The organism is Ruegeria sp. CE9, from assembly GCF_056537425.1.
The window spans coordinates 704099-726033 of the sequence record NZ_JBQFRO010000001.1; the positions used below are offsets into that span (position 1 = coordinate 704099).

The window sequence follows — 21935 nt, forward strand, 5'->3', positions numbered from 1 at the left end:
AGGTTAATCCACACCATGTCCGATCAGGTCGTCACCCGTTTTGCCCCCTCTCCCACCGGTTTTTTGCACATTGGTGGCGCGCGCACTGCGTTGTTCAACTGGCTTTATGCGCGGGGCCGTGGGGGTAAATTCCTGCTGCGGATCGAAGATACGGATCGTGAGCGGTCAACCCCCGAAGCGACCTCTGCGATTCTGCAGGGTATGGCGTGGCTCGGGCTGGATCACGACGGCGATGTCATCAGCCAGTTCGAAGGCGCTGACCGGCACGCCGAAGTTGCACATCAACTGCTGGCCGAGGGCGAGGCTTACAAGTGCTTTTCGACGCAGGAAGAAATCGCGGCATTCCGCGAACAGGCACGGGCTGAAGGCAAGTCGACCCTATTTCGTAGCCCCTGGCGAGATGCCGAACCTTCTTCGCACCCTGATGCCCCTTATGTGATCCGCATAAAGGCCCCGCAGGACGGCTCCACTATCATCCGTGATCAGGTTCAAGGCGATGTCACCATTCGCAACGATCAGTTGGATGACATGATCTTGCTGCGTTCGGATGGAACACCTGTCTATATGCTGGCCGTTGTGGTTGATGACCACGACATGGGCGTGACCCATGTAATCCGGGGTGACGATCACCTCAACAACGCGGCCCGTCAGATGATGATCTACGAGGCGATGGGCTGGGACGTTCCGGTCTGGGCGCATATCCCATTGATTCACGGCCCAGATGGCAAAAAACTCAGCAAACGCCACGGCGCATTGGGGGCGCAAGAGTATCAAGCCATGGGATATCCGGCAGCCGGTATGCGCAATTATCTGGCGCGGTTGGGTTGGAGCCACGGAGACGACGAATTCTTTACGGATGCGCAAGCCAAAGAGTGGTTTGACCTTGATGGCATCGGCAAAAGCCCGGCGCGATTTGACATGAAAAAGCTGGAAAACCTGTGTGGCCAGCATATTGCCGTTGGGGAAGATGCCGCATTGCAGCAAGAGATTCAGGAGTATCTGAAATCAGCTGGTTTGCCGGCTCTGTCTGAAACACAATCGAGTGATTTGATCCGTGCGATGTATTGCCTCAAAGATCGGGCGCGCACTTTCCCGGAATTGCTTGAAAAAGCTGAGTTTATCCTCACCTCGCGGCCAATTCAACCGGATGAAAAGGCTGCTAAGGCGCTGGCATCAGTATCCGATGGTATACTGAATGAATTGACGCCGCAGCTGCAAAATGCTAGCTGGTCTCGCAACGAACTGGAGGAGACCCTGAATTCGTTCGCAGAGGCGAATGGGGTTAAGTTCGGCAAACTGGCTGGTCCGCTGCGTGCGGCACTGGCGGGCCGAGCAGTAACACCTTCGGTATTTGACATGATGCTTGTGCTTGGGCGGGATGAAACCCTGGCGCGGCTTTCTGATGCAGCGAACCTGACCTGATTTCACATTAGGGTAACGCTGCTCCGTTAATAACGGACTGCGCTGCTGAACGCAGTCGTTGCCTGCTTGTCGGACAACGAGCCGACATGTGCACGAATGAAGAAGGGATAAACATGACCGAGAGCCAAAAAACAGCCAAACTGACTGTCCACGGCGAAAGCTATGATCTGCCGGTATTTTCTCCGACTGCGGGGCCCGACGTGATCGATATTCGCAAGCTCTATGGTCAGGCTGGCGTCTTTACCTACGATCCGGGCTTCACCTCGACTGCAAGCTGTGACAGCACAATTACCTTTATTGACGGTGACAAGGGCGAGCTGCTGCATCGCGGTTACCCGATTGAACAAATTGCGTCCAAATCGCACTTCTTAGAGCTGAGCTATCTGCTGCTGTACGGTGAACTGCCGTCCGCGAATGATCTCGAAAACTTCGAGACCACGATCACCCGTCACACGATGCTGCACGAACAAATGCAGTATTTCTATCGCGGGTTCCGCCGGGATGCGCATCCAATGGCCATCATGGTGGGTGTTGTCGGGGCGATGTCTGCGTTCTATCACGATTCGACCGATATTTCTGACCCGCGTCAGCGTGAGGTTGCTTCGCATCGTCTGATCGCGAAGATGCCGACCATTGCGGCCTGGGCCTATAAGTACCACATTGGTCAGCCCTTTGTGTATCCGCGCAACGATCTGGACTATGCGTCGAACTTCCTGCGCATGTGTTTCGCGGTTCCCGCTGAGGACTATGAAGTGAACCCGATTCTGGCGCGCGCTATGGATCGCATCTTTATGTTGCAGGCCGATCATGAGCAAAACGCGTCGACCTCTACCGTACGCCTGGCGTCTTCTTCTGGTGCGAACCCGTTCGCGTGTATTGCGGCAGGCATCGCCTGCCTCTGGGGACCCGCACATGGTGGCGCGAACCAAGCTTGCCTTGAAATGCTGGAAGAAATTGGCAGCGTGGACCGCATCCCAGAGTTCATTGAACGCGCCAAAGACAAGGATGATCCATTCCGCCTGATGGGCTTTGGCCACCGTGTCTATAAGAACTTTGACCCACGTGCGAAGGTTATGAAGCAGTCAGCGGACGAAGTTCTTGACCTGCTTGGCATTGAAAACAACCCCAAGCTGCAGGTCGCAAAGGCGCTGGAAAAACAGGCGCTGGAAGATCCTTATTTCATCGAAAAGAAACTGTTTCCGAATGTGGATTTCTATTCGGGAATCGTTATGGAAGCGATGGGTTTCCCAACCTCGATGTTCACTCCGATCTTCGCTCTGTCGCGCACGGTTGGCTGGGTCAGCCAGTGGAAAGAAATGATTGCCGACCCACAGAATAAGATCGGTCGTCCGCGTCAGCTGTATCTGGGTGAGACAAGCCGCGATTATGTAGACATCGAGAATCGCTGACCAATAGTCAGACTTCAACGCAAAGGCCCCGGAAAACCGGGGCCTTTTTTGTTGCGCAGCGTTACGAAAATGAAACCCGGCAAAACCAATCACAAACCATGGACTTGATCGTTCTTCCCGTAACCTTTCGGTACGCTTATGGTCTCGGTATCCCGCGGTTGGAATTGGTTCTCATGCGTTTCCCACTTTTGCTACTCACATTGATGTTCGCTCAGGCTGCGTCTGCTCAAAGCGTTCTGGAACGCGCTTTTGAGAAGCAACAAGAAGAAAACGCTGCCGGGTCTCTTGCGATATTGGGATTGGCAGGAATCCCGGATGATTCAGCCAGTACGATTGCGCTGCAATCAAATACCGCCAATCGAGATTACGACTTCAAGTCTGCACAGCTGGGAGGGGGTTTTCGCCTTGCCGAAGGTGTGCCGATCTACCTTGAGGGATATATCGGCTATGCCCGCTATGACCCGGTTCTAACCTTCAGCGGTACGGGCGAAACAACACGTATTCCCCTGAAATGGACGAGCCTCGCCCTTACCGGCGGCGTGGGATATCAGTTCGACATCGGAGAATTCTGGAAACTCACCCCGATGGCCCACATTTCGGTTGGTCGGACACAATCCGACGCGTCAGTCGGGGCTCAGGCGATCGCAAACCGATTGGGCCTAGACCGGGATTTCCTGGACAGCGGAGGGATTTGGGCCGGGGGTGCGGGTGGCTCCTTGACAGTTTCTTACGAAAAACCATTGTCGAATGATCGCGAATTCGAAGCGAGCCTTCGTTACACCCACATCGAATATTGGCCCATTGGCGACAACGAAGACCTGTTGGTCGAATCCACCGCTGCAAATGCCGTCCTGTGGTCGCGATATCGCTTTCCGACCGGAAAGCGCATGTTTGGGCGCCCGGTCCGCTGGGTGGGAGACTTGTCTTTATCCTATCTGATTGGCGATCAGGCATTGGTGCTTGGGACCGACTGGCTGGCCCGTGTCGGCGGCGGGATCGAGGTTGATTTGTCCGATACCTGGGTGCCCTGGGTGTCAACCACTCGGTTCATGGTCCGCTATTATGGCAGCGATACGGTGAATGGGTTTTCGGCCGGGATTGGCATCAGTTTCTGAGCGATCACTTTAGAACAAAGCCAGCTGATCTCCGGGCTGGGGCGGTGGCGCAAAGTCTGCACAATTCAGAGGCGGTAGCTTGACCGATAACCCAAGCCGATTCACAGCCGCATTGAAGCGTTGAGCGCCATCTCGGCATAGGTTCCTTCGCCGCGCATCCGGTGGCCCCAGCGTGGGTCATATTCTTTGCCACCATGCATTTCGCGCAGCCGCGCCATCACCTTCTCGGCCCTGCCCGGCTCGTGTTCGGCCAGCCATTCGCGCCACAGCTCGGACACTTCACGCGGCAGTCGCAGCATGATCCAACTGGCAGAGTCTGCCCCTGCCTGCTTGCCAGCCTCCAGAAGGCTTTCAAGCTCGTGATCCGTCAAACCCGGTATGATCGGAGACGTCATGACCCGAACAGGTACCCCTGCCCCGCAAAGGTTTCGAATCATGCGAAGCCGTCTTTGTGGTGACGGCGCCCGAGGCTCCATTTTCCGGGAAAGATCTGGGTCCAAGGTCGTCAACGAAATGCCGACCCGTACCAAACCATTCCGTGCCATCGGCGCCAGAATATCGAGTTCACGCTCGATCAATGTTCCTTTGGTCACAATGCCGATCGGATGTTGGAAATCACTCAGAACTTTCAGGCAGTCTCTTGTGATTTCTCGGTTTTTCTCGACCGGCTGATAGGGATCTGTATTCGTACCCAATGCAATCGTCGCTACTTTGTAGGATCGCGCAGAAAGCTCGCGGCGCAGTATTTCGGCCGCGTTGGCGCGCGCAACAAGACGGGTTTCGAAATCCAATCCTGGCGACAGCCCAAGATACGCGTGGGTTGGTCGCGCAAAGCAATAGACACAGCCATGCTCACAGCCCCGGTATGGATTGATCGACCGGTCAAAGGGCAAATCCGGAGACTTGTTGTAGGTTATGAGACTGCGCGCGGCCTCATCCCGGACCTCTGTCCGCAAAGGCGGCAGTTCGTCAAGCAAGTCCCAGCCATCCTCGGCAGTCTCTGTCGCAAACCGCTCAAAACGCCCAGCGGCGTTTGAGGCGGCACCACGCCCGGGATGTTTGACAGCGGCGCTCATTTGTTCACTTTATGTTCCATCATCTTTGAATAATCAGATTCCTTCCAGATGGCAAGAAATGCAGTGTTTTCCATCCAGATATTTACGAACCGAAAGGGCGCAGAAATCGAAGTGCAAAAATTGAATTTACCGTGGCTGATGAAACGAATGCAGGATGATCTTGCAAAATTTAATGTCGCTTAGGGTAATTAATCGGCCTATAGGTCGGTCTCAGAACGACCTAGGTCGCAATCGTCACAGTAGACCTGCGACGAAATGGCCAAAACGGAAAAAATGCCACCAAGGGCCGATGGCCCGTACAGCTCAGGGAAATGCCCATGTCTGATGAAGAAGACATCGTCCTGTCCGAACTGAATGACGACGAACTTGTCGAACAGATGTTCGATGATCTTTATGACGGCCTGAAAGAAGAAATCGAAGAAGGTGTTAACATCCTGCTCGAGCGCGGATGGCAGCCCTATGATATCCTGACCAAAGCGCTGGTGGGTGGCATGACCATCGTCGGCCACGATTTCCGCGATGGTATCCTGTTTGTTCCCGAGGTGTTGCTGGCGGCCAACGCCATGAAAGGCGGCATGGCGATTTTGAAGCCTCTGCTGGCTGAAACCGGCGCACCGCGTGTTGGCAAGATGGTGATCGGCACCGTCAAAGGCGATATCCACGACATCGGCAAGAACCTTGTTGCGATGATGATGGAAGGCGCCGGGTTTGAGGTTGTCGATATCGGTATCAACAACCCGGTCGAAAACTATCTGGAAGCGCTAGAAAACGAAAAGCCCGACATTCTGGGCATGTCCGCCCTTCTGACCACGACCATGCCTTACATGAAGGTTGTGATCGACACGCTGGTCGAACAGGGCCTGCGTGATGAATACACCGTTCTGGTTGGTGGCGCTCCGCTGAACGAAGAGTTCGGCAAGGCGATCGGTGCTGACGGATATTGCCGTGACGCAGCCGTGGCCGTGGAGATGGCCAAAGACTTCATGTCCCGCAAGCACAACCAATTGGCCGGCTAAGGCACGAGATCATATCGTGAAACAGGCCGTCCATTTTGGGGCGGCCTTTTTTGTCTGAACCTTGGCCCCAGATATAGCCAGCTCGCAGTCAGAGAGATCAGATGACCGATAATCAGATACCAGATGACGACAGCCTGACCCGCCAAGGGTACTCAACAGCGCGCCAGACCGAGTCCATCCTGCTGATCGCTTGCGGTGCGCTGGCGCGTGAGATTTTAGATCTGAAAGAACGGAACGGTTGGGATCATATGGCGCTGACCTGCCTGCCCGCCATCTTGCATGTGCATCCGGAAAAGATCACTCAGGCCGTTGAGGATGCGGTTGCAAAGCACAAAGACGCTTACGATCGGATCTATGTCGTCTACGCGGATTGCGGAACTGGCGGGCTGTTACAGGCCGCGTGCGAACGGCTGGGGGTCGAGATGATCAAAGGCCCGCATTGTTATTCGTTCTTCGAAGGCAATTTGGCCTTTGCCGCGCATGGTGATGATGAAACCACCGCTTTTTACCTGACCGATTTCTTGGCGCGGCAATTCGATGCGTTTGTCTGGAAACCGCTGGGCCTGGATCGGCACCCTGAACTGCGCGATATGTATTTCGGGAACTACACCAAACTTGTCTATCAAGCCCAAACCAACAATCCCGAACTGACCCGCCGTGCCGAAGAATGCGCCGAACGGATGGGGTTGGCATTCGAGCGTCGATTGACCGGCTATGGCGATCTGGAAACAACGCTTTCGGATTGGGCAGCGCGCCCACCTTCCTGAATGTCAGGCGTTGGCCAATGCCACCTCACGGATACGCTCGATCATCGCGCGCAACCCGTTCGAGCGTTGGGCTGACAGTTGTTCTTGCAGCCCAAGTCGGGCCAATTCGCCGCCTGCGTCCACCTTTGGGACTTCAGCAACCGGCAGCCCGTTATAGAGGCTGCGCAAAACTGCAATCAGCCCCCGCACGATCAAGGCATCACTGTCACCATCAAAGTGGAACTGACCATTTTCGACCGACGGATGCAGCCAGACCTGACTTGCACAACCATTGACCTTGGTCGCAGGAACTTTGAACGCATCTTCCAGCGGTTCCATCGCCTTCCCTTGTTCGATGACATGGCGATAGCGATCTTCCCAGTCCTCTAGGAATTCGAAATCTTCGACAATCTCTTCAAAGGCTGGCGTGGCCATGGTTGGGTCGTCCTTGCGTTACGCGTTCACAATTGTGAACTATGCCCAGCGTAACCGGCTGTCCAGTCCCCAGCGTGGCTTTTCAAGCAGCCAAAATTACGTTAACCCGATGCAAATTAAGTTGCGCAAAGTGTTGGGTCCATGCACAAAACTCTGTCTTTTCTGATGATCTCTGCCTTGGCTCTGTCCGCATGTGGCAACTGGAGCAACTCTCGTGCCAATCCATCGAATTGGTTTGGCAGCAGCACGCCCAGCCCGGTAGACGTACCTGCAGATGACGCCAACGCGCTTGTTCCACAGCAGGGCGACGGCAGGGGCTTGTTTGCGCGTCCGGAGGTGGAAGATAACAGCGTCCCAATCGCCGTCATCAATGAACTGCGGATCGATCCGACTGCTTCCGGCGCGATCGTATACGCCACCGGCACAGCCATCCGACAGGGTGCATTCAATGCGCAGCTTGCGCGCGTAAGGTCCGAAGAGCTTACAAAAAATGGCGTTATGGAATTTACCTTCCGCGTCGATTACCCGGAATACGCCACTGCACAGGGGCCTGAGCGGTCTCGAATGGTGTCAGAGGCCATTAATGTCAGCAGACAGGAACTAGAAGGTATTCGACTGGTCCGGGTCAAAGGCCAGCAGAACGCGTTGGAATCCCGCCGGCGTTAGAGCGCGACAACCTGAACAGCTTGTCCATTTGCAGCCAACGCAATCTTGCCTTCGCACAGCTTCAACGCGTCCTCACCAAACACCTCGAACCGCCAGCCTGACATTGCGGCGACATCGCGTTCCCCGGCCGCAATCTGATCCAGCTCGGCGCTTGATGCGATCAGTTTCGCAGCAACACCCGCGCTTTCAGTTTTCGACTTCAGAAGAACCCGAAGTAAATCCGCAAGCGCGGGATTGACCTTCAGCTTATCTCGGCTGTTGTCGACTTTGGGCAACTGATCCTGCGGGCAGTTTACGCCACGTTTCACCGAAGCCAGAATGCCATCCGCAATTGCCCCTTTTCGGGCCTCACGCAGCAATAGCCGTGACCCACCCAAGTCCGACGGCGATTTTGGTTTGGTCGATGCCATCTCGATCAGCGCATCGTCCTTGAATACCCGGCTACGCGGTACATTGTTCTCTTGCGCATAGGCTTCGCGAAATTGAGCCAGCTCTTTGACAACTGCCAGAAACTTGGCCGAATTCGTCCGGGTCTTAACACGGCGCCATGCTTCTTCCGGGCGTATGTCATAGGTCTCGGGGCGGGTAAGGATACGAAGCTCTTCTGCCACCCAGTGATCCCGACTGTTCTTTTTCAGCTCTGCAGCCAGGTGTTCATAGATCTTTCGCAGATGAGTGACATCGGCCAAAGCATAGGTTTTTTGCGCATCCGTCAACGGACGTCGTGACCAGTCGGTGAAGCGAGAGGTTTTATCGACCCCTTCCTTGCAAATCTTGCGCACCAGAGTCTCGTATCCGACCTGCTCACCAAAGCCACAGACCATCGCGGCGACCTGAGTGTCGAACAGCGGCGTTGGAAACACCCCTGCGTCTACCCAGAAAATCTCAAGATCTTGCCGCGCCGCGTGGAAAACCTTGACCACGCTTTCATCCCGAAACAGCTGATACAGGGGCTCTAACGAAAGGCCTTCGGCAATGGGATCGACCAGTACGGCACTATCCTCTTCCGCATTTGGCACTGCAAGCTGCACCAGACAGAGTTTAGAATAATAGGTTCGTTCGCGCAGAAATTCAGTGTCTACAGTGACATAAGGATATTGCGCAGCAGCCGTGCAGAATGCGGCCAGCTCTTGCGTCGTTGTCAGGGTTTTCATGCGCGGTGCTGTTCTTGCTTTTGGTTATTGTAACTGCCCGTGCCGTCCTCGTCCCGAGCGATATGCGACCATAAGACGAATAACGATTGCGTGTAAATCACCCCAAGAAATCAGGGCAACAGAACTGGGTCTTTATTGCCCATACAGAACCGACGCAGCACCACAGGGTAGAGCTTATGTTCCCACGTCAACACACGGGCGGCGAGGTCATCGGGCGTGTCCCCTGCCCGCACATCCACGCGCGCCTGTCCCAGAATTGGCCCATCATCCAACGCCGCCGTGACCTCGTGAACAGTACAACCATGTTGGGCATCGCCCGCTTCGATCGCGCGGGCATGTGTGTTCAACCCTTTGTATTTGGGCAAAAGCGACGGATGGATATTCAGCATCCGGCCTTGGAAGCGGGATACGAACTCTGCGGTCAGAACGCGCATGAAACCGGCTAGACACACGACGTCCGGTTGGGCTTCGATCAACGGCTTCATCAGTTCAGCCTCAAATGCGGCGCGATCTTGGCCAAATGGCCTATGGTCTACGGCAGCAGTGGGAATACCGCGGTCCGCGGCTTTCTTTAGCCCCCCGGCATCGGCGTCATTCGATAGAACCAGACAGGGACGCCCGGGATGGTCCCCGGTCATGCTGTCGACCAGCGACACCATGTTTGACCCCCCGCCAGAAATCAGAATCGCGATGCGTTTGTGGCTCACAGCAGTTTGCCTGAGTAGGTCACACCCGGCGCGGCAGAAACATGCCCGATTCGCGCAACAGATTCGCCAGCCTCTGTCAGTAATGCAGTCAGATCATCGGCCTGATCTGCGGCGCAAACAACAATCATGCCGATCCCGCAATTGAATGTCTTGAGCATCTCGGCCTGCGAAATACCCCCGATTTCTGCCATCCAATTGAATACGGGCGGCAGGTCCCAAGCGCTCGGATCAATCTCAGCCCCAAGATCCTCGGGCAGTACGCGCGGCAGGTTTTCGGTTAAACCGCCACCGGTGATATGAGCAAGCGCATGAACGCCCCCTGCCCGGATCGCTTGCAGCGCAGACTTTACGTAAAGCCGCGTGGGCGTTAGCAGTGCCTCACCCAAAGTGCCGTCGCCAAAGGGGCACTTTGCGTCCCAGCCCAGTCCAGACATTTCAACCAGCTTGCGCACCAGCGAATAGCCGTTCGAATGCACACCGTTCGAGGCCAGCCCAAGCAGCACATCCCCCTCTTGCACACCCTCGGGCAGGGTCGCGCCGCGCTCCATCGCGCCGACCGCGAAACCGGCCAGATCAAAATCGCCATCGGGATACATACCCGGCATCTCGGCGGTCTCGCCGCCAATCAGCGCACACCCGGATTGAGCACAACCTTCGGCAATTCCTTCGATAATCCGCGCGGCGGTGTCGGTGTCCAACTTGCCGGTCGCGAAGTAATCAAGGAAAAACAGTGGCTCAGCGCCCTGACAGATCAGATCGTTGACGCACATTGCCACCAGATCAATGCCCACGCCATCGACAACGCCTGTATCAATTGCGATCCGCAGCTTAGTGCCCACGCCATCGGTTGCCCCCACCAGAATCGGGTCCTGATAGCCAGCCGCTTTCAGGTCAAAAAGGGCACCAAAGCCCCCTAGCCCACTCATTACACCTGAACGATTGGTGCGCTTGGCGGCAGGCTTGATCCGATCGACCAAAGCGTTGCCTGCATCGATATCCACACCTGCGTCGGCATAGGTGATTCCGTTCTTGCCCGCTGTCATGGCCAATCCCTCATGAGTGCTTTGCGCGCGGGTTATTCGATTGTGAGCCATGTTGCAACGGTCAGGCTTGACGCGGGCTGCCATCGTGATAGGCAAAGCCCTCAGGCGGGCCTGTAGCTCAATTGGTTAGAGCAGAGCGCTCATAACGCTTTGGTTGGGGGTTCGAGTCCCTCCGGGCCTACCAAAATCCGCCAATTATCCTTTAAAATCAACACCTAGGTGTCCCACGAATCTCTATGTGTGACCCATATGATTCCAATGGGTTACAAGGGAAGTGTCCCACGAAATTCGGTGTTCGGTTGTCGAATCTAACAGCAGCCGTAAAATTCACCCGATGCCCCAGATCCTACCGCTCCCCATAGGCGAGATAACCGACGAGTTCAGCCTGTATGTCTGCTGTAATAGGCACGAATGCACCTACGGTCGGAGCTTTCTACCAACTGAGTTGGTGGGCTTGCTTGGACCAGAGCCGACGTTTCATGACGTACTGAATCGGGTGCCATGTTCGCGCTGTGGTGAGCATCCGGCGAAGATAAGCCGGTCTTATCGGGCTGCGGGGGTGTGAGGTTTAGGTGTGCTTAAGCTTCGATGGACAGACTTTGTGATCGGGATCATACCAGAGAATCCTTACATACTTTGGCCGAACAACACCAAACACGCGGACTGCTCCCATCAAGCGGAAAGAGTATAGTTCATCCAAATCATCAAGTCTTAGCTCAAGAAGTCGGTCTCGAGCGTCTTTACATAGGTCCCCAGTCGGAATCGGGTGACACCCAGCACCTATCAAATCCCGCTCTGACATGGTTTCGTACCCAATGAGTTTTTCCATGACAGACTTGTATTGTTCCGGACTGTCCAAATTGCTCCAAGCAAATGGTCCACCCCTATCAACGGCATTGAAGCGCCAAGCCAAAATCCCACCATGAACTTTGGGGGGTTCATTCGCAATTTTTGGAGTTTTCGTCGGTTTTGGCTCGGCTCCAATTTTGGGCCGCTTGTCTCTTCTCTTTGCCATGATGGTTCAGAGGCTGCCGTAGTATTCTGCCATAGAGGCCTTTTTGATTACTCGATTAGAACGCTCCCCCGGTGAGAGTCCATCCCGAGCATCAAGCCAAGGCGATTCCATATGGGTCAAGTCGCTAAGCCACTGAGCCGATTTCTCGCCGTAGAAACTTAAGACCGACATGATAGTTTCAACTTGGCTTTTCGTCAGAGCATTCGGGTCGCCGGGGATGTCACTATCAGACACCTGAAACTTACCGCGGTGGTTAGCGTACAATCGTGGCGAAACTGGGCCGTTCGCCCATGCCTCAAAAAAGTCCTCAAACAACGGCTCATCGTCCCACACCAAATGCCACGCCTGCGAGTAGTAGGCGAGCTTTTGAAGTTTCATGGCGCTCATTGGCCCGCACTTCTCAAGAATGAATTTAGCTACGTTGAGGATCGACATTGTTCACAGCTTTTCCACAGGCTGTTTAACAATTAGTAAACTAATTTGATTCTACCAATGGGTTTCAAGAAACTTAGTTGTGTATTGGGACAAAATCGCTCATCCGCCCCAAAACGCAAAATAGTCCGCCAGCGCGAAGCTGACGGGCCTGTATGGGTCAGCAAAAAAAACCTAAGACATCCAACCTATGACAACAGATTGAACTTGCACGTGTTCCTCCCGATCAAAGCTGATCCTTGTATGGCAGATGTATGTCATTAATTTTATTGAATATTTTAATTGAAGGTTATCGCTTCATATGCCATCTTAATAGCAGGACCTAAAGAAAACGTATGTATCGCACGGGCTCGTAGCCGAGGTTCTGGAAACAACGACCTAGCGTCGTGACACCAGGGATTCCTATGAGCTACGAACACACAGATATTGCCGACCCGTCTTCCATTCCGAATATTGATGAAATGCCGCAATCGTGTCTTTTGACACGAAAGCAAGTCAGTGAAATCTCGGGATTTGCAATTGTCACACTTGCCTTGTGGGAACGTCAAAACCGTGGCCCCAAAACGCGCCGAATAGAAGGTCTGCCTCGTTATCGCGTCGGAGACGTGCGTGCTTGGCTCGCAAATGGAAGCCAGCAATCTCGATCTGAATTGGAGGGCGCGTCATGAATACTCGTCTCAATCCAATCGCAGCAAGACGGTACTTTAACGATCCGGCAATGGCAGCCGTCTCAACCACCTTGGAAGGTCTATTCGCCCCACCCTCCGCAAGCGAACAGTACGCGTTTGCACGCGCCAACAACGAGCGCGCCGAAGGGCAACGTCTGAGCCAGCTGTGGGACGCCGCGGGGGATGATTTCGACAAGCAAGGAATAGCCGTTGGGCAGTGGAATCCGAACCAATCTTATTATGCCGTAGATACAGCGGACGCCACAGCTCGCCGTGGCCAGGACGTCGCTGCCGAAACGTCTCGACTGAACAATGAGGCGGATAACGTTGCCGCTCTGGAAGAGGCAAAGCTGGCTGCGTTGATTGACCTTGGCGATACCGTACTGGAGCACGGTGAAGTCATGCCCGGCATATCTCCTGAGATTGCAGAGGCCCTGAACATTCCGTCATTTCCGTCCCACTCAGGTGCGGAACTCGGGGCCCCGGCCCCATTACCAACGGAAGATGAAATCGAAGCCCGATTATTCGAGGAAGCCATTCGAGACGGCCTGTTCGATGCAGAAGATCTTGTCGAAGAACGCCGAAGCGACGTCAATGTCGAAACCATCATCACACCCGACGGGCCGCGTATTGCGACCCGGGCAGAAGCGATCGGCCAAGCGCCGTACATAAATCGAGGCGCCCAAGCCGCTCCGGAACTGGAGACCTATCGCACCCCGGACGGTCAGACCGGAACGGCTGAATTCGACGTTGAACAGCGGGTGTGGGTCGATACGCAGACGCGAAGAGTTCTGCCAGAAGGTACTGTCACCGGCAAAATCAGTGATACGTCGGAAGGTTTCGGTGCGACAACCTCGAACGTCACGCGAGGGAACGCGATCATAGCAGAGGCACAATATGGGCTCGAAAGAGTTAGCGAGTTCCGTGATCTCTTGGAACAGAACCCCGGCATTATGGGAATTCCGGGCATGGTCCGCGGTCTTGCACAGGATCTGGTCGCAGCAGCCGAGGAATTCGGCGAGGCGTACGGAACAATAGATTCTGTCGACGAAGCTCGGGAACTTGCCGCTCGTGTAGGCGCATCAGAAAACTACGACCCAGCCCTCGCACAAGCAGCCGCCTATGCGTTGGAGATGGCCTATCTACAGGCCAAGGCTCAAGATCCGGGTGGCGAGGTTAACGTCCGCGAATTGGAGCGACTACTTGGCCTCTATGACGGCGGCATTGCGGGCAACTCAAAAGTTCTTGCAGTGCTGGATGCTCTGGAGCCGCAATTGCATGACCGGATGGCATACGGCGCGCAGCTACGCGGTGAAACGGCTCCAACAGCAGCAGCCGACACGGGTGCACCTCAGTCTTTGAGTGACGCCGAACTATTCCGAAAATACGGTTTGGAGTGAGATATGGCTACCTATGAGCAGCTGATGCAGGCGGCCCGTCAAGCAGATGCGGCCGGGGACAACGCTGGAGCGAAAAGGTTCCTTGAAATCGCCGGTTCGATGTCCGGATCAAGCGACTCAACGCCCGTATTACCGCAATCCGCACCGCCAAAGCGACGCCTTCCAGAGGGCAGCAGTATCCTCAGGGAAGATGACAAGGGAGGTGTCGTCTACGAGACGCCAAACGGTGAACAAAAATATGTGTCTCCTGCATACTCGACCAACGATCCAGAGCAGATTGCTCGGATACGGGAAGGTCAACCTGCGGGGATAAACCGAGACGTTTGGGAAGCAATTTGGTCGGACAATATTGAGCCAGTTGTGCGCTATCCGACGATAGCATTTGAGGGTGCTGCAGAAGGTGTAGGTAATCTGATTGGGGCCGCGGGCGATGCAATTAATGCGCTGCCATTGCTGCCCAATATTGCACCAGGAACACAAGGCCTCAGGCCCATTTCTCAAATCAAACAAGACCCCGATGCGAGTGCATTTGAGACAGGAATTGTGCACGGCATGACCTATCTCCCGGGAATTGGGGACGCTATTGATTATCTGACTGACCCAGTAGAGACAGACGAGCGCACAATCGTGCCCCGTGGTGGTGGTCAGAACATCAATCAGGTGTCAGGTGATGCCTTTGATCGCGCGCTCGAATTTATCGGGATTGAAAGAGACGGCCCACTTGAACCGCGCAATCGCGGTGAGCGCTACACCCGCAGGATATTCGAGGAAATAGGCACCTCCGCTGGACCGTTGGCGTTGGGCACATATCTTGCGAAACGTGGAAACGGCGCGATCAGCCGTGCAGCTTCAAAAGTGGCGAATAAGGAAGTCGCGATGGCTGCGACAGCGGGCGTTGGTGCGCAGACTGCCAACGAGATTGCCACTTCGGATGGAAAGGGAACTACACTATCTGATTTGCTCGGGTCTGTTGCCGTTTCGGCGGGCGTTCCGACATTCGGTACAATCACGAGGCCGCTAAGGAACGCTATAGCCAGTGTTACCAGTCATCGAGTTGCAGACGATGCAGCACGCCAAATGATCGCCGAAGACGCGATCGACGCTGCAACATCCGTCAATCATACTGGTCAGCCCATCGATACGTCAGATCTGGCCGGTAGGCTGCGAGCCAAGACCGATCTGGAAAAGACCGTTCCGGGCTATCGAGCAAGCATCGGCGAGCGTACTGGTGATATTGGCCTCCAGACTTTCGCCGAGGATGCGTCCGCGAACTATGCCGGAGCTCAGAACCGGCGTCTTAGAGACAACAACGCAGCCGTGAACGCTCGTGTCGATGAACTGGCACCAACCGGCGATCCCGCCCGTTTCCGCTCCAATCTGGATCAGGGGGTCGAGGCCGCTCTAACAGAGTCCATCAAAGCCGCCGAAAATGCACAGCGCCGTTTCGACGAAGCGCTGCAGGCCATTACTCCTGAAATGACCGCTGCGGGTCGTGGAGCCGCTATCCGGGCCGAACTTCAAAACGCCCGTGACGCCGCTTTGCAGAAGGTTTCTGATCTGATGCAAAGGGCCGAGAGTTCCGGTGAACTGGTGAATCTTTCGAGGCTGCGGCAACGATTTGATGATCTGACGGCGCGGCTAGAAAGCGAAGAACTGAACGCGGCTCGCCGTTTCATGCCGGATGAGGTGCAGACGGTTCACGAACTGGCACCGCCCTCCGCTGATGAAACCGATGAATTGGTCGGGTTGATCATGTCAGACGGTGCGGACGGATCGCCGGTCATGGGTCCAGCCTCTCAGGTTGGCAGCGTCCGTTCAGGGCTTGCGGAGGCGAGACGCAGTCCTTCGGCTACCCCGCAAGAAAAGCGCATACTCTCTACCTATGAGAACGAAGCAGAGAATTTCCTGCGGGATGAGCTTAGCGGCGAGAGCATGGAGGCGCTCGACGAAGCACGGGGTTTGCGGGCCGATGCCGGGCGCCGTTTTGAAGAGCCGGATGCAATTGGGCGCACGTTGGCAGAAACGGGCCGCGGCACGAGCGCAACGGATCTGCGGGGCTACCAGCTTCCGGATGAGGCAGTGCCCGGCCGGTTTGTACGCGCCAATGCGGGCGACACGGATTTCGAGCGTTTGATGGCGGAAGCCGGTGACGCGCCGGAAGTCCGTCGAGCGCTCCAAGATCAACTTGTCTCCGAAGCGCAGCGTCGGGGTGCTTTCAAATCGCCAGAGACCCTGTCTCGGTTCTTAGCCGACTACAATGTGCAGCTGGGTCAGTTCCCTGAAACGCGCCGAGCACTCGAAGAGGCAGGCGCGTCTAGCAGTATGTTGGACACGGCCACAAAGAATGCCGAAGCGCTTCGACGCGATATCACACCCGGCGGCAAGGGGCCGGAAGGCCAATATACCCGATTTGCACCGGAGGATGCCGTCGGCAGTATCAACAACCTGGTCCGTGGCTCTGACAGTGGCAGTGTCGCCGATCGAACGCGCCAGCTGATCCAACGTGCCGGAGGCACCGAGACAGCACGTCAGGACCTAAGAGCCGGTTTCTGGCAGTGGATAGACAGCAGTGGTGGTGGCTCCGGAAAAGGACGCTTCTCAACGACTCTTGAAGGCGAACCGCGCTGGAACGCAAAGGCGATGGTCAACAATCTCAATGACCCGAAGGTGAGAGAGGTTGCCAAGGAACTTTGGTCCGGCGAGGAATTTCGCTCCTTCGAAGTGCTTGAAGATATTTTCCGGCAACTGGAGGCCGCAACACCGGGACGCACGACTGCAGCAGGCCGATCGGGAACTGCTCAGTCTATGGCGCGATTGGAAGCGCAACGAGGCGCTGCGACCACAGCGAGACGCGCGTCGGCTGATATTCGCGCTGTTGGCCAGGGTCGCATGGCGGTGCCTGTCGCGCTTACTGGATGGGTCGCAGATGGTCTGCGCAACTTGAGTGTGAAAACGCGTCGTATAGCGCTTGAAAAGCTTACGGCATCAGTCGCCAATGATCCTGATCTGCTCGCCAACATCCTGGAAGAATTCAACCCCGCAGAGATGGCATATTCGAGCCGCTTGATCACCCAGAGATACGGTGTTCGGGCGTCTCAGGTTCTCGAAGTGCTTCGGCAGATCAACGAGACGCAACCCGACAACGTAGCCTCCGAAGAAGACGAACTGCTCGATGTCATCCTCGCGGATTGAGTAGAAACGCGATCGCCTGGCAACCGGGAAGGATTCCTATGGCACATCCTCAGTTTATTCGCTCAACTCTAGATGAGCTAATTGAAAAGTTTGCAATTGGTGCCCGCGCTGAACGGCAGTGGAATTTGATCTCCGAAGCTGCGCTAAATTGTGAAGCCCAGTCTTCGGGTGTTGAATCCACTAGCGATATTGGCCAGTTGCACAATGCAATGATGGATATGTTCGTCTCGTGCACTGGGATGGCACTACGTGCGGATTTCGAGACGCATTTTCCGCCAAGACGAATAGGGCGACCGGGAACTGATCGAGCGCTATGCTTGATCGTTGTGTTTCTGGTCAACGAAGAAAAGAAACTCGATCCGACCATAAAACACACCCGAGCACTAAAACACGTTGTCAGACTGCTCGGCCCTGATATCGGTATTAGTTTTGTTCGCAGCGCCTACGACAGAGGCGTCGACACATATCGCAATCAGGTACAGGACCAACCCGGCTTCCAGAGCCTCGTCACGCTCTGGCAGGAATTCAACAAGTTTTGGGAAGAGCACAAAAAGTCAGAAAAGTACGCAAAAGATCGCTCTGTTTGTCAAAAACTTCGTGGCCGAAAGTCGATCTACGAAGTTGACAGGAGCATCGAATGGGAGAAGTGAGACGAGCGATCGTGCCGTGGCAAGAGTGCAAATTTGTGTCAATCCGAAATGCAGGTCGCATTCTCGGGTTGCACCCCGACGCGCTTGAAGACCGAATTTTTCACGATGAACTGGATGTAAGGACCGTGCCAGGCGGAAGTCAGGCGGTCATAACGGTCGAAAGCGTTCTCCGACTGATAGAGCGATCCGAGGCCATCCAACTGACAGCTGGAAAAGAGGCGAAGCGTCAAAGAAAGACGCGCCCTTTCCGGCTTGTCGTCAATAACAACTAGGGAACAAAGAAAAGGCGTGTCGCGTCGTTACCGCGAGCACGCCAGAAAGAGATTATCGTGCAGGAACAATACAATACTGATGCCTTGAAGACAAGACTAAACACGCCGACAACGGCGACTCGGCCGTCCGACGGATTAGAGTTCCTTGAAGCGATTTCCGGTGGTTTGCCGGTATCGGTCGCGCGGATCGATCCCGCTTCCGGCAGGGTTCGTGGCAATACATTCGAATTGCCAGCTCAACGGGTTGAAGCTGCTGCTTGGATCAAAAAATACAATGGCCGCGAGAACCTGTATTTTTCGTTGAACGCAAAGACTGCCGGGGCCGAACTAATCGGTCGAAACGGCAAGTTATCCGAACAGGATGTTTCAAGGATCAGGGGTGTCGGCGTTGATATCGATCCGATAGACGGCAGACCTCTTGATGAAGAAAAGAAGCGTCTGCAAGCTGTAGCGGTTCAACAGGTTGCCAATGTAATGGGGGCACCTTCCGTCGTCACGGACACCGGCAGCGGTGTACAAATGCTCTGGCTGTTTCCCGAGCCGATGGCTCACACAGAAGAATCTAAGCGAGCTGTTCAAGCACAGGCCCGCGGGCTCGAAGACATGCTCGCTTCTGATCCGGTAAACAACTTGGACAGGCTTTACCGGCTTCCGTTCACACAGAACCTGCCAGACGAACGGAAGCGCGCCAGGGGTCGCGTTGAAGCCCTGTCGCGCTTGTTGGAGTTCTCTGCCGAGCGGCATGAACTAGGTGACCTGCGCTTGATCGCCCCGCCCCGTGACCAGGCCGCGAAGGCCAAAGCCAAACTGGATATCGACTATTATCAGGTTGAGTGTGCAATCGGAGACATCGATGCTCTACCGACCCACTTGGCGGAGATCGCTCGGACGCTTTCGGAAGATGTCGAAAAGGCTGTGGGTGACGCTACAGACCGGTCTTCGCGAGACTACCGGATTGCTGCCTATCTGATCCGCGAGTTCAGGATCACAGATCCGACAGAACTGGCGTCGATCACCTTTGCGGTCTCTCCTGACAAAATCTCAGAGAAAGGAATGCGCGGTGGCGATGAGAATTATTGCCACGGAACGATCGCGAGTGCGTTGCAGAATAATAGGCCGCTTTCTCGACCGGAAGATTTCTTCGAGCCGGTCTCGGTTGAGCAACTGACTGAAGATGACAAACTAAGAGATATGTTTGCGGACAGCGGCAAGTCCGACGACAGGTTTGAGTGCCTGTCGATCGACGACATCATGGAACTACCCGATCCGGACTACGCCATTGATCGGCACTTGCCTCAAGAATCGATGGGCTTCCTTTATGGTGAACCAGGGTGTGGCAAGAGCTTCGTTGCTTTGGATTGGGCGTTGCACATGGCCTACGGCTTGCCTGATTGGCATGGCGACAAGATCATCACGCGTCCCGATGCACAGGTCGTCTACCTGGCCCGCGAAGGTTCGTCTGGATTTAAGGCTCGGATCAGCGCTTGGCGAAAATCGCATCTGGTGCCGGTGGACCGTGAACCGCGGTTCTCGTTCATTCGGCAGGCCATCGACTTTTTGCACGACGGTGACATCGGCAAACTGGAGCGAACAGTGGAAGGCGCCGCCAATGGCAGGGCCATCGATATGGTCGTGGTGGACACGGTGTCGCGCGTTATGCCCGGGGCTGACGAGAACCTGCAAAAAGAGATGACGCGCTTCGTTAGCGCCTGCGATCACCTCAAAGACAGGTTCGGGTGTATCGTTCTTGGTGTGCACCATTCCGCCAAATCGGGTGATATGCGCGGTTCGTCAGTTCTCAGGGGCGCTGGCGACTTCGTCTTCAAGCTTGAAAAACAGAAAGACTCCGATCGCAAAAATCTGATCTGCGAAAAGCAGAAAGACGGTCCGGATGGTTGGAATGAGTCCTATGTATTGCAACCCGTGACATTGGGAACTGACGAGAAGACCGGAAAGGTGTCGTCATCGCTGATCGTGAAACGCGTCAACTCGGTCGAGATCGACCGTAAGACAGCCAAAGAGGCCGAGCAGTTCGCGAAGATGATCATCCCGCTTCTGGGCGATCTCGATCGGGTGAAGTGGACGGATCTCTGTTCTGAGATCGGAGAGCGACTGCGAGAGGAAGGGCTGGTCACACAGAACACACCCAGAAGGGTGCGCGACGAAGTGGCGAAACGGCTTTCCGGACTTGGCGTCGATCTCGCGCTTGACGGACAAAATGTCAATTTGTCGTTCAATAAGAAGAGCTCCAGTCCGAACGCTCCGTGGGTGTTCGAGGTCAGAATTGTAGACGAACCGCAGGAGGCGGAATGATGGCAATTTCATCGGACGAGATCGGACGAGCGTCGGACGGTCCGACAAATATTACGCATGATTTCAATGCCCTATACCCCGAAAAGGGTGTTGTCGGACGGTGGGACGGGCGTCCGACGTCCGGCATCCGAAAAAATCGTTTAGAATCAACGGTGAGACGTCGGACGAAGTCGGACCCCTACGGGGAGGCGCTGGCCGTCCAATGCCGCGCTCCCGCCGGTAGGCGGAGTGTGAACGGAAAGACAAAATGTCTGCTCTTCGCTACTCCATGCGGGGGTACCTAAAATGTCGCTAACGAAGAAGCAGCTGATTTATCTGAACAGTGCGCATTTCAAGGAAGCGCGAATTCGGGGCTTGAAGAACGCTTGGGCGAAACAAGCCAACGGCCCCAAGTGCGGGGCAAAGACTCGCGCAGATGATGCACCTTGCAGAAACCCCGTGGCCGAGGAAGGGCAACGGTGCCGCCTTCATGGTGGCGCAACGCCCAAGGGTAAAAACTGGCATCGCCGGCAGTTCCCGAAAAAGGGCGCCCCGCTCTCGAAGCTACAAAAGAAACTCAGCGAATTGAAAAAACGGGACGGGAAAGCCGAAGAACGCCGGGCCACGATGTCGCCGGAGGAACGCGCTACGCATGAAAAGAGGCGCAAAGCGAACCGACCAGGAACGCCGACGGAACGGCAACAAGCCCGAGAAGACCGGAAAGCCAAAAAGCTGATCGAGGATCTCCGGGAAGACCAAAGGCCGATCAGCGATGAAGTCAGCGCGTTAGAGGCGCAGATCCAGACTCTGGAAGAACGTGCCAATCAATTGCAACTCGACCAATACGACGAAGACGAACTGCCCGAGGTGTTCAAATGACCGACAGAGACGATATCACGCCCGAGGAAGCTCTGACCCGCACTCAGGTGCGGATCAAGACAGAGGGCCTTGAAGCGGCCACAGACGCGGCCCTAAAGCTTCTGAGAGACCCGAAAGCGCCAGCACAGGCCAAGAGCGCCACGATCAACGCCATATACCGCGCATCGGGCCTCTTTGGCCGCACAGACGACGAAACACAGCCAGAGCCTCACGAGATGACGCCTGAGCAGCTCAACGGTCATATCCGAAAGTTGGAGCGGTCATTACGGACCGCGGCGACTGGGTCTGATGGGGATGGGGTGTTTTCGTAGCCACTATCATGCGATGTCATGCGATCGGCCTCGGC

18 protein-coding genes, 1 tRNA gene and 1 pseudogene are annotated in these 21935 nt (G+C 55.3%); 14 read left to right on the forward strand and 6 right to left on the reverse strand.

The window, feature by feature from the left end:
* Positions 1–15 precede the first annotated feature (15 nt).
* From gltX to ACR0B3_RS03540, 3 genes are all read left to right on the forward strand, one after another.
* Entirely contained in the window at positions 16–1422 is a 1407-nt protein-coding gene (gene gltX, locus ACR0B3_RS03530; RefSeq protein WP_480807855.1) for a glutamate--tRNA ligase, read from the forward strand.
* A gap of 113 nt (positions 1423–1535) precedes the next feature.
* Positions 1536–2831 (forward strand): citrate synthase, encoded by a 1296-nt coding sequence (gene gltA, locus ACR0B3_RS03535; protein ID WP_170683712.1) that lies wholly within the window; start codon positions 1536–1538, stop codon positions 2829–2831.
* 173 nt (positions 2832–3004) lie between these two features.
* Positions 3005–3946 carry an autotransporter outer membrane beta-barrel domain-containing protein gene (locus ACR0B3_RS03540; protein WP_480807856.1) on the forward strand — a complete coding sequence of 314 codons (942 nt, stop codon included), beginning with the start codon at positions 3005–3007 and terminating at the stop codon, positions 3944–3946.
* Positions 3947–3955: 9 nt separating this feature from the next.
* On the opposite strand, the pseudogene ACR0B3_RS03545 reads toward ACR0B3_RS03540, so the two are convergent.
* Positions 3956–5022 (reverse strand): annotated as a pseudogene (locus ACR0B3_RS03545) (PA0069 family radical SAM protein).
* Between the two features lie 317 nt (positions 5023–5339).
* Between ACR0B3_RS03545 and ACR0B3_RS03550 the strand changes: the two are divergent.
* Together ACR0B3_RS03550 and ACR0B3_RS03555 are read left to right on the forward strand one after the other, a co-directional pair.
* On the forward strand, positions 5340–6038 hold the full coding sequence (locus ACR0B3_RS03550) for a cobalamin B12-binding domain-containing protein (RefSeq protein ID WP_170683710.1): 699 nt from the start codon (positions 5340–5342) through the stop codon (positions 6036–6038).
* 101 nt (positions 6039–6139) lie between these two features.
* Positions 6140–6805, forward strand: a complete 666-nt coding sequence (locus ACR0B3_RS03555) for a DUF1638 domain-containing protein (RefSeq protein WP_480807857.1) — start codon at positions 6140–6142, stop codon at positions 6803–6805.
* A 3-nt stretch (positions 6806–6808) separates the two neighbouring features.
* Here ACR0B3_RS03555 and ACR0B3_RS03560 read toward each other — a convergent pair whose 3' ends face one another.
* Positions 6809–7219, reverse strand: coding sequence for a SufE family protein (locus ACR0B3_RS03560; RefSeq protein WP_480807858.1), 411 nt, complete (start codon positions 7217–7219; stop codon positions 6809–6811).
* Positions 7220–7360: 141 nt separating this feature from the next.
* On the opposite strand from ACR0B3_RS03560, the gene ACR0B3_RS03565 reads away from it, so the two are divergent.
* The gene (locus ACR0B3_RS03565; protein WP_480807859.1) at positions 7361–7885 is read left to right on the forward strand and encodes a hypothetical protein; all 525 of its coding nucleotides are present in this window, start codon (positions 7361–7363) and stop codon (positions 7883–7885) included.
* Here ACR0B3_RS03565 and rnd read toward each other — a convergent pair.
* The 3 genes from rnd to purM form a co-directional block, all read right to left on the reverse strand.
* Positions 7882–9039, reverse strand: coding sequence for a ribonuclease D (gene rnd / locus ACR0B3_RS03570; RefSeq protein WP_480807860.1), 1158 nt, complete (start codon positions 9037–9039; stop codon positions 7882–7884). The genes ACR0B3_RS03565 and rnd overlap by 4 nt on opposite strands.
* 110 nt (positions 9040–9149) lie before the next feature.
* A complete protein-coding gene (gene purN / locus ACR0B3_RS03575) occupies positions 9150–9746 on the reverse strand; it encodes a phosphoribosylglycinamide formyltransferase (RefSeq protein ID WP_480807861.1) in 597 nt (198 codons plus the stop codon).
* Positions 9743–10789 (reverse strand): phosphoribosylformylglycinamidine cyclo-ligase, encoded by a 1047-nt coding sequence (gene purM, locus ACR0B3_RS03580; protein WP_480807862.1) that lies wholly within the window; start codon positions 10787–10789, stop codon positions 9743–9745. The genes purN and purM overlap by 4 nt, the downstream gene beginning before the upstream one ends.
* A 107-nt stretch (positions 10790–10896) precedes the next feature.
* On the opposite strand from purM, the gene ACR0B3_RS03585 reads away from it, so the two are divergent.
* Positions 10897–10973 (forward strand) — tRNA-Ile (locus ACR0B3_RS03585).
* An 837-nt stretch (positions 10974–11810) separates the two neighbouring features.
* On the opposite strand, the gene ACR0B3_RS03590 is transcribed toward ACR0B3_RS03585, so the two are convergent.
* Positions 11811–12239, reverse strand: coding sequence for a Panacea domain-containing protein (locus ACR0B3_RS03590; RefSeq protein ID WP_480807863.1), 429 nt, complete (start codon positions 12237–12239; stop codon positions 11811–11813).
* 401 nt (positions 12240–12640) lie between these two features.
* Here ACR0B3_RS03590 and ACR0B3_RS03595 point away from each other — a divergent pair, with 401 nt between their 5' ends.
* The 7 genes from ACR0B3_RS03595 to ACR0B3_RS03625 all read left to right on the forward strand — a co-directional run bounded on the left by ACR0B3_RS03595 (position 12641) and on the right by ACR0B3_RS03625 (position 21900).
* Complete coding sequence (locus ACR0B3_RS03595; protein WP_480807864.1) at positions 12641–12904, forward strand: helix-turn-helix transcriptional regulator; 264 nt, start codon at positions 12641–12643, stop codon at positions 12902–12904.
* Entirely contained in the window at positions 12901–14304 is a 1404-nt protein-coding gene (locus ACR0B3_RS03600; protein ID WP_480807865.1) for a hypothetical protein, read from the forward strand. Before ACR0B3_RS03595 ends, ACR0B3_RS03600 begins: the two co-directional genes overlap by 4 nt.
* Positions 14305–14307: 3 nt before the next feature.
* Complete coding sequence (locus tag ACR0B3_RS03605) at positions 14308–17496, forward strand: hypothetical protein (protein ID WP_480807866.1); 3189 nt, start codon at positions 14308–14310, stop codon at positions 17494–17496.
* A gap of 38 nt (positions 17497–17534) precedes the next feature.
* Positions 17535–18146 (forward strand): hypothetical protein, encoded by a 612-nt coding sequence (locus ACR0B3_RS03610; RefSeq protein WP_480807867.1) that lies wholly within the window; start codon positions 17535–17537, stop codon positions 18144–18146.
* Positions 18147–18475: 329 nt separating this feature from the next.
* Positions 18476–20731, forward strand: coding sequence for an AAA family ATPase (locus ACR0B3_RS03615; protein ID WP_480807868.1), 2256 nt, complete (start codon positions 18476–18478; stop codon positions 20729–20731).
* 285 nt (positions 20732–21016) lie between these two features.
* A complete protein-coding gene (locus ACR0B3_RS03620) occupies positions 21017–21589 on the forward strand; it encodes an HGGxSTG domain-containing protein (RefSeq protein WP_480807869.1) in 573 nt (190 codons plus the stop codon).
* Complete coding sequence (locus ACR0B3_RS03625) at positions 21586–21900, forward strand: hypothetical protein (protein WP_480807870.1); 315 nt, start codon at positions 21586–21588, stop codon at positions 21898–21900. The genes ACR0B3_RS03620 and ACR0B3_RS03625 overlap by 4 nt, the downstream gene beginning before the upstream one ends.
* Positions 21901–21935 lie beyond the last annotated feature (35 nt).

What these genes read in the sequence shown, in the direction of transcription:
- ACR0B3_RS03540 (WP_480807856.1), top strand. Translation starts at nt 3,005, where the DNA reads ATGCGTTTCCCACTTTTGCTACTCACATTGATGTTCGCTCAGGCTGCG.
- ACR0B3_RS03590 (WP_480807863.1), bottom strand. Translation starts at nt 12,239, where the DNA reads ATGTCGATCCTCAACGTAGCTAAATTCATTCTTGAGAAGTGCGGGCCA.
- ACR0B3_RS03625 (WP_480807870.1), top strand. Translation starts at nt 21,586, where the DNA reads ATGACCGACAGAGACGATATCACGCCCGAGGAAGCTCTGACCCGCACT.
- ACR0B3_RS03560 (WP_480807858.1), bottom strand. Translation starts at nt 7,219, where the DNA reads ATGGCCACGCCAGCCTTTGAAGAGATTGTCGAAGATTTCGAATTCCTA.
- gltX (WP_480807855.1), top strand. Translation starts at nt 16, where the DNA reads ATGTCCGATCAGGTCGTCACCCGTTTTGCCCCCTCTCCCACCGGTTTT.
- ACR0B3_RS03605 (WP_480807866.1), top strand. Translation starts at nt 14,308, where the DNA reads ATGGCTACCTATGAGCAGCTGATGCAGGCGGCCCGTCAAGCAGATGCG.
- ACR0B3_RS03595 (WP_480807864.1), top strand. Translation starts at nt 12,641, where the DNA reads ATGAGCTACGAACACACAGATATTGCCGACCCGTCTTCCATTCCGAAT.
- ACR0B3_RS03550 (WP_170683710.1), top strand. Translation starts at nt 5,340, where the DNA reads ATGTCTGATGAAGAAGACATCGTCCTGTCCGAACTGAATGACGACGAA.
- ACR0B3_RS03600 (WP_480807865.1), top strand. Translation starts at nt 12,901, where the DNA reads ATGAATACTCGTCTCAATCCAATCGCAGCAAGACGGTACTTTAACGAT.
- purM (WP_480807862.1), bottom strand. Translation starts at nt 10,789, where the DNA reads ATGACAGCGGGCAAGAACGGAATCACCTATGCCGACGCAGGTGTGGAT.
- ACR0B3_RS03555 (WP_480807857.1), top strand. Translation starts at nt 6,140, where the DNA reads ATGACCGATAATCAGATACCAGATGACGACAGCCTGACCCGCCAAGGG.
- ACR0B3_RS03565 (WP_480807859.1), top strand. Translation starts at nt 7,361, where the DNA reads ATGCACAAAACTCTGTCTTTTCTGATGATCTCTGCCTTGGCTCTGTCC.
- gltA (WP_170683712.1), top strand. Translation starts at nt 1,536, where the DNA reads ATGACCGAGAGCCAAAAAACAGCCAAACTGACTGTCCACGGCGAAAGC.
- ACR0B3_RS03610 (WP_480807867.1), top strand. Translation starts at nt 17,535, where the DNA reads ATGGCACATCCTCAGTTTATTCGCTCAACTCTAGATGAGCTAATTGAA.
- rnd (WP_480807860.1), bottom strand. Translation starts at nt 9,039, where the DNA reads ATGAAAACCCTGACAACGACGCAAGAGCTGGCCGCATTCTGCACGGCT.
- ACR0B3_RS03620 (WP_480807869.1), top strand. Translation starts at nt 21,017, where the DNA reads ATGTCGCTAACGAAGAAGCAGCTGATTTATCTGAACAGTGCGCATTTC.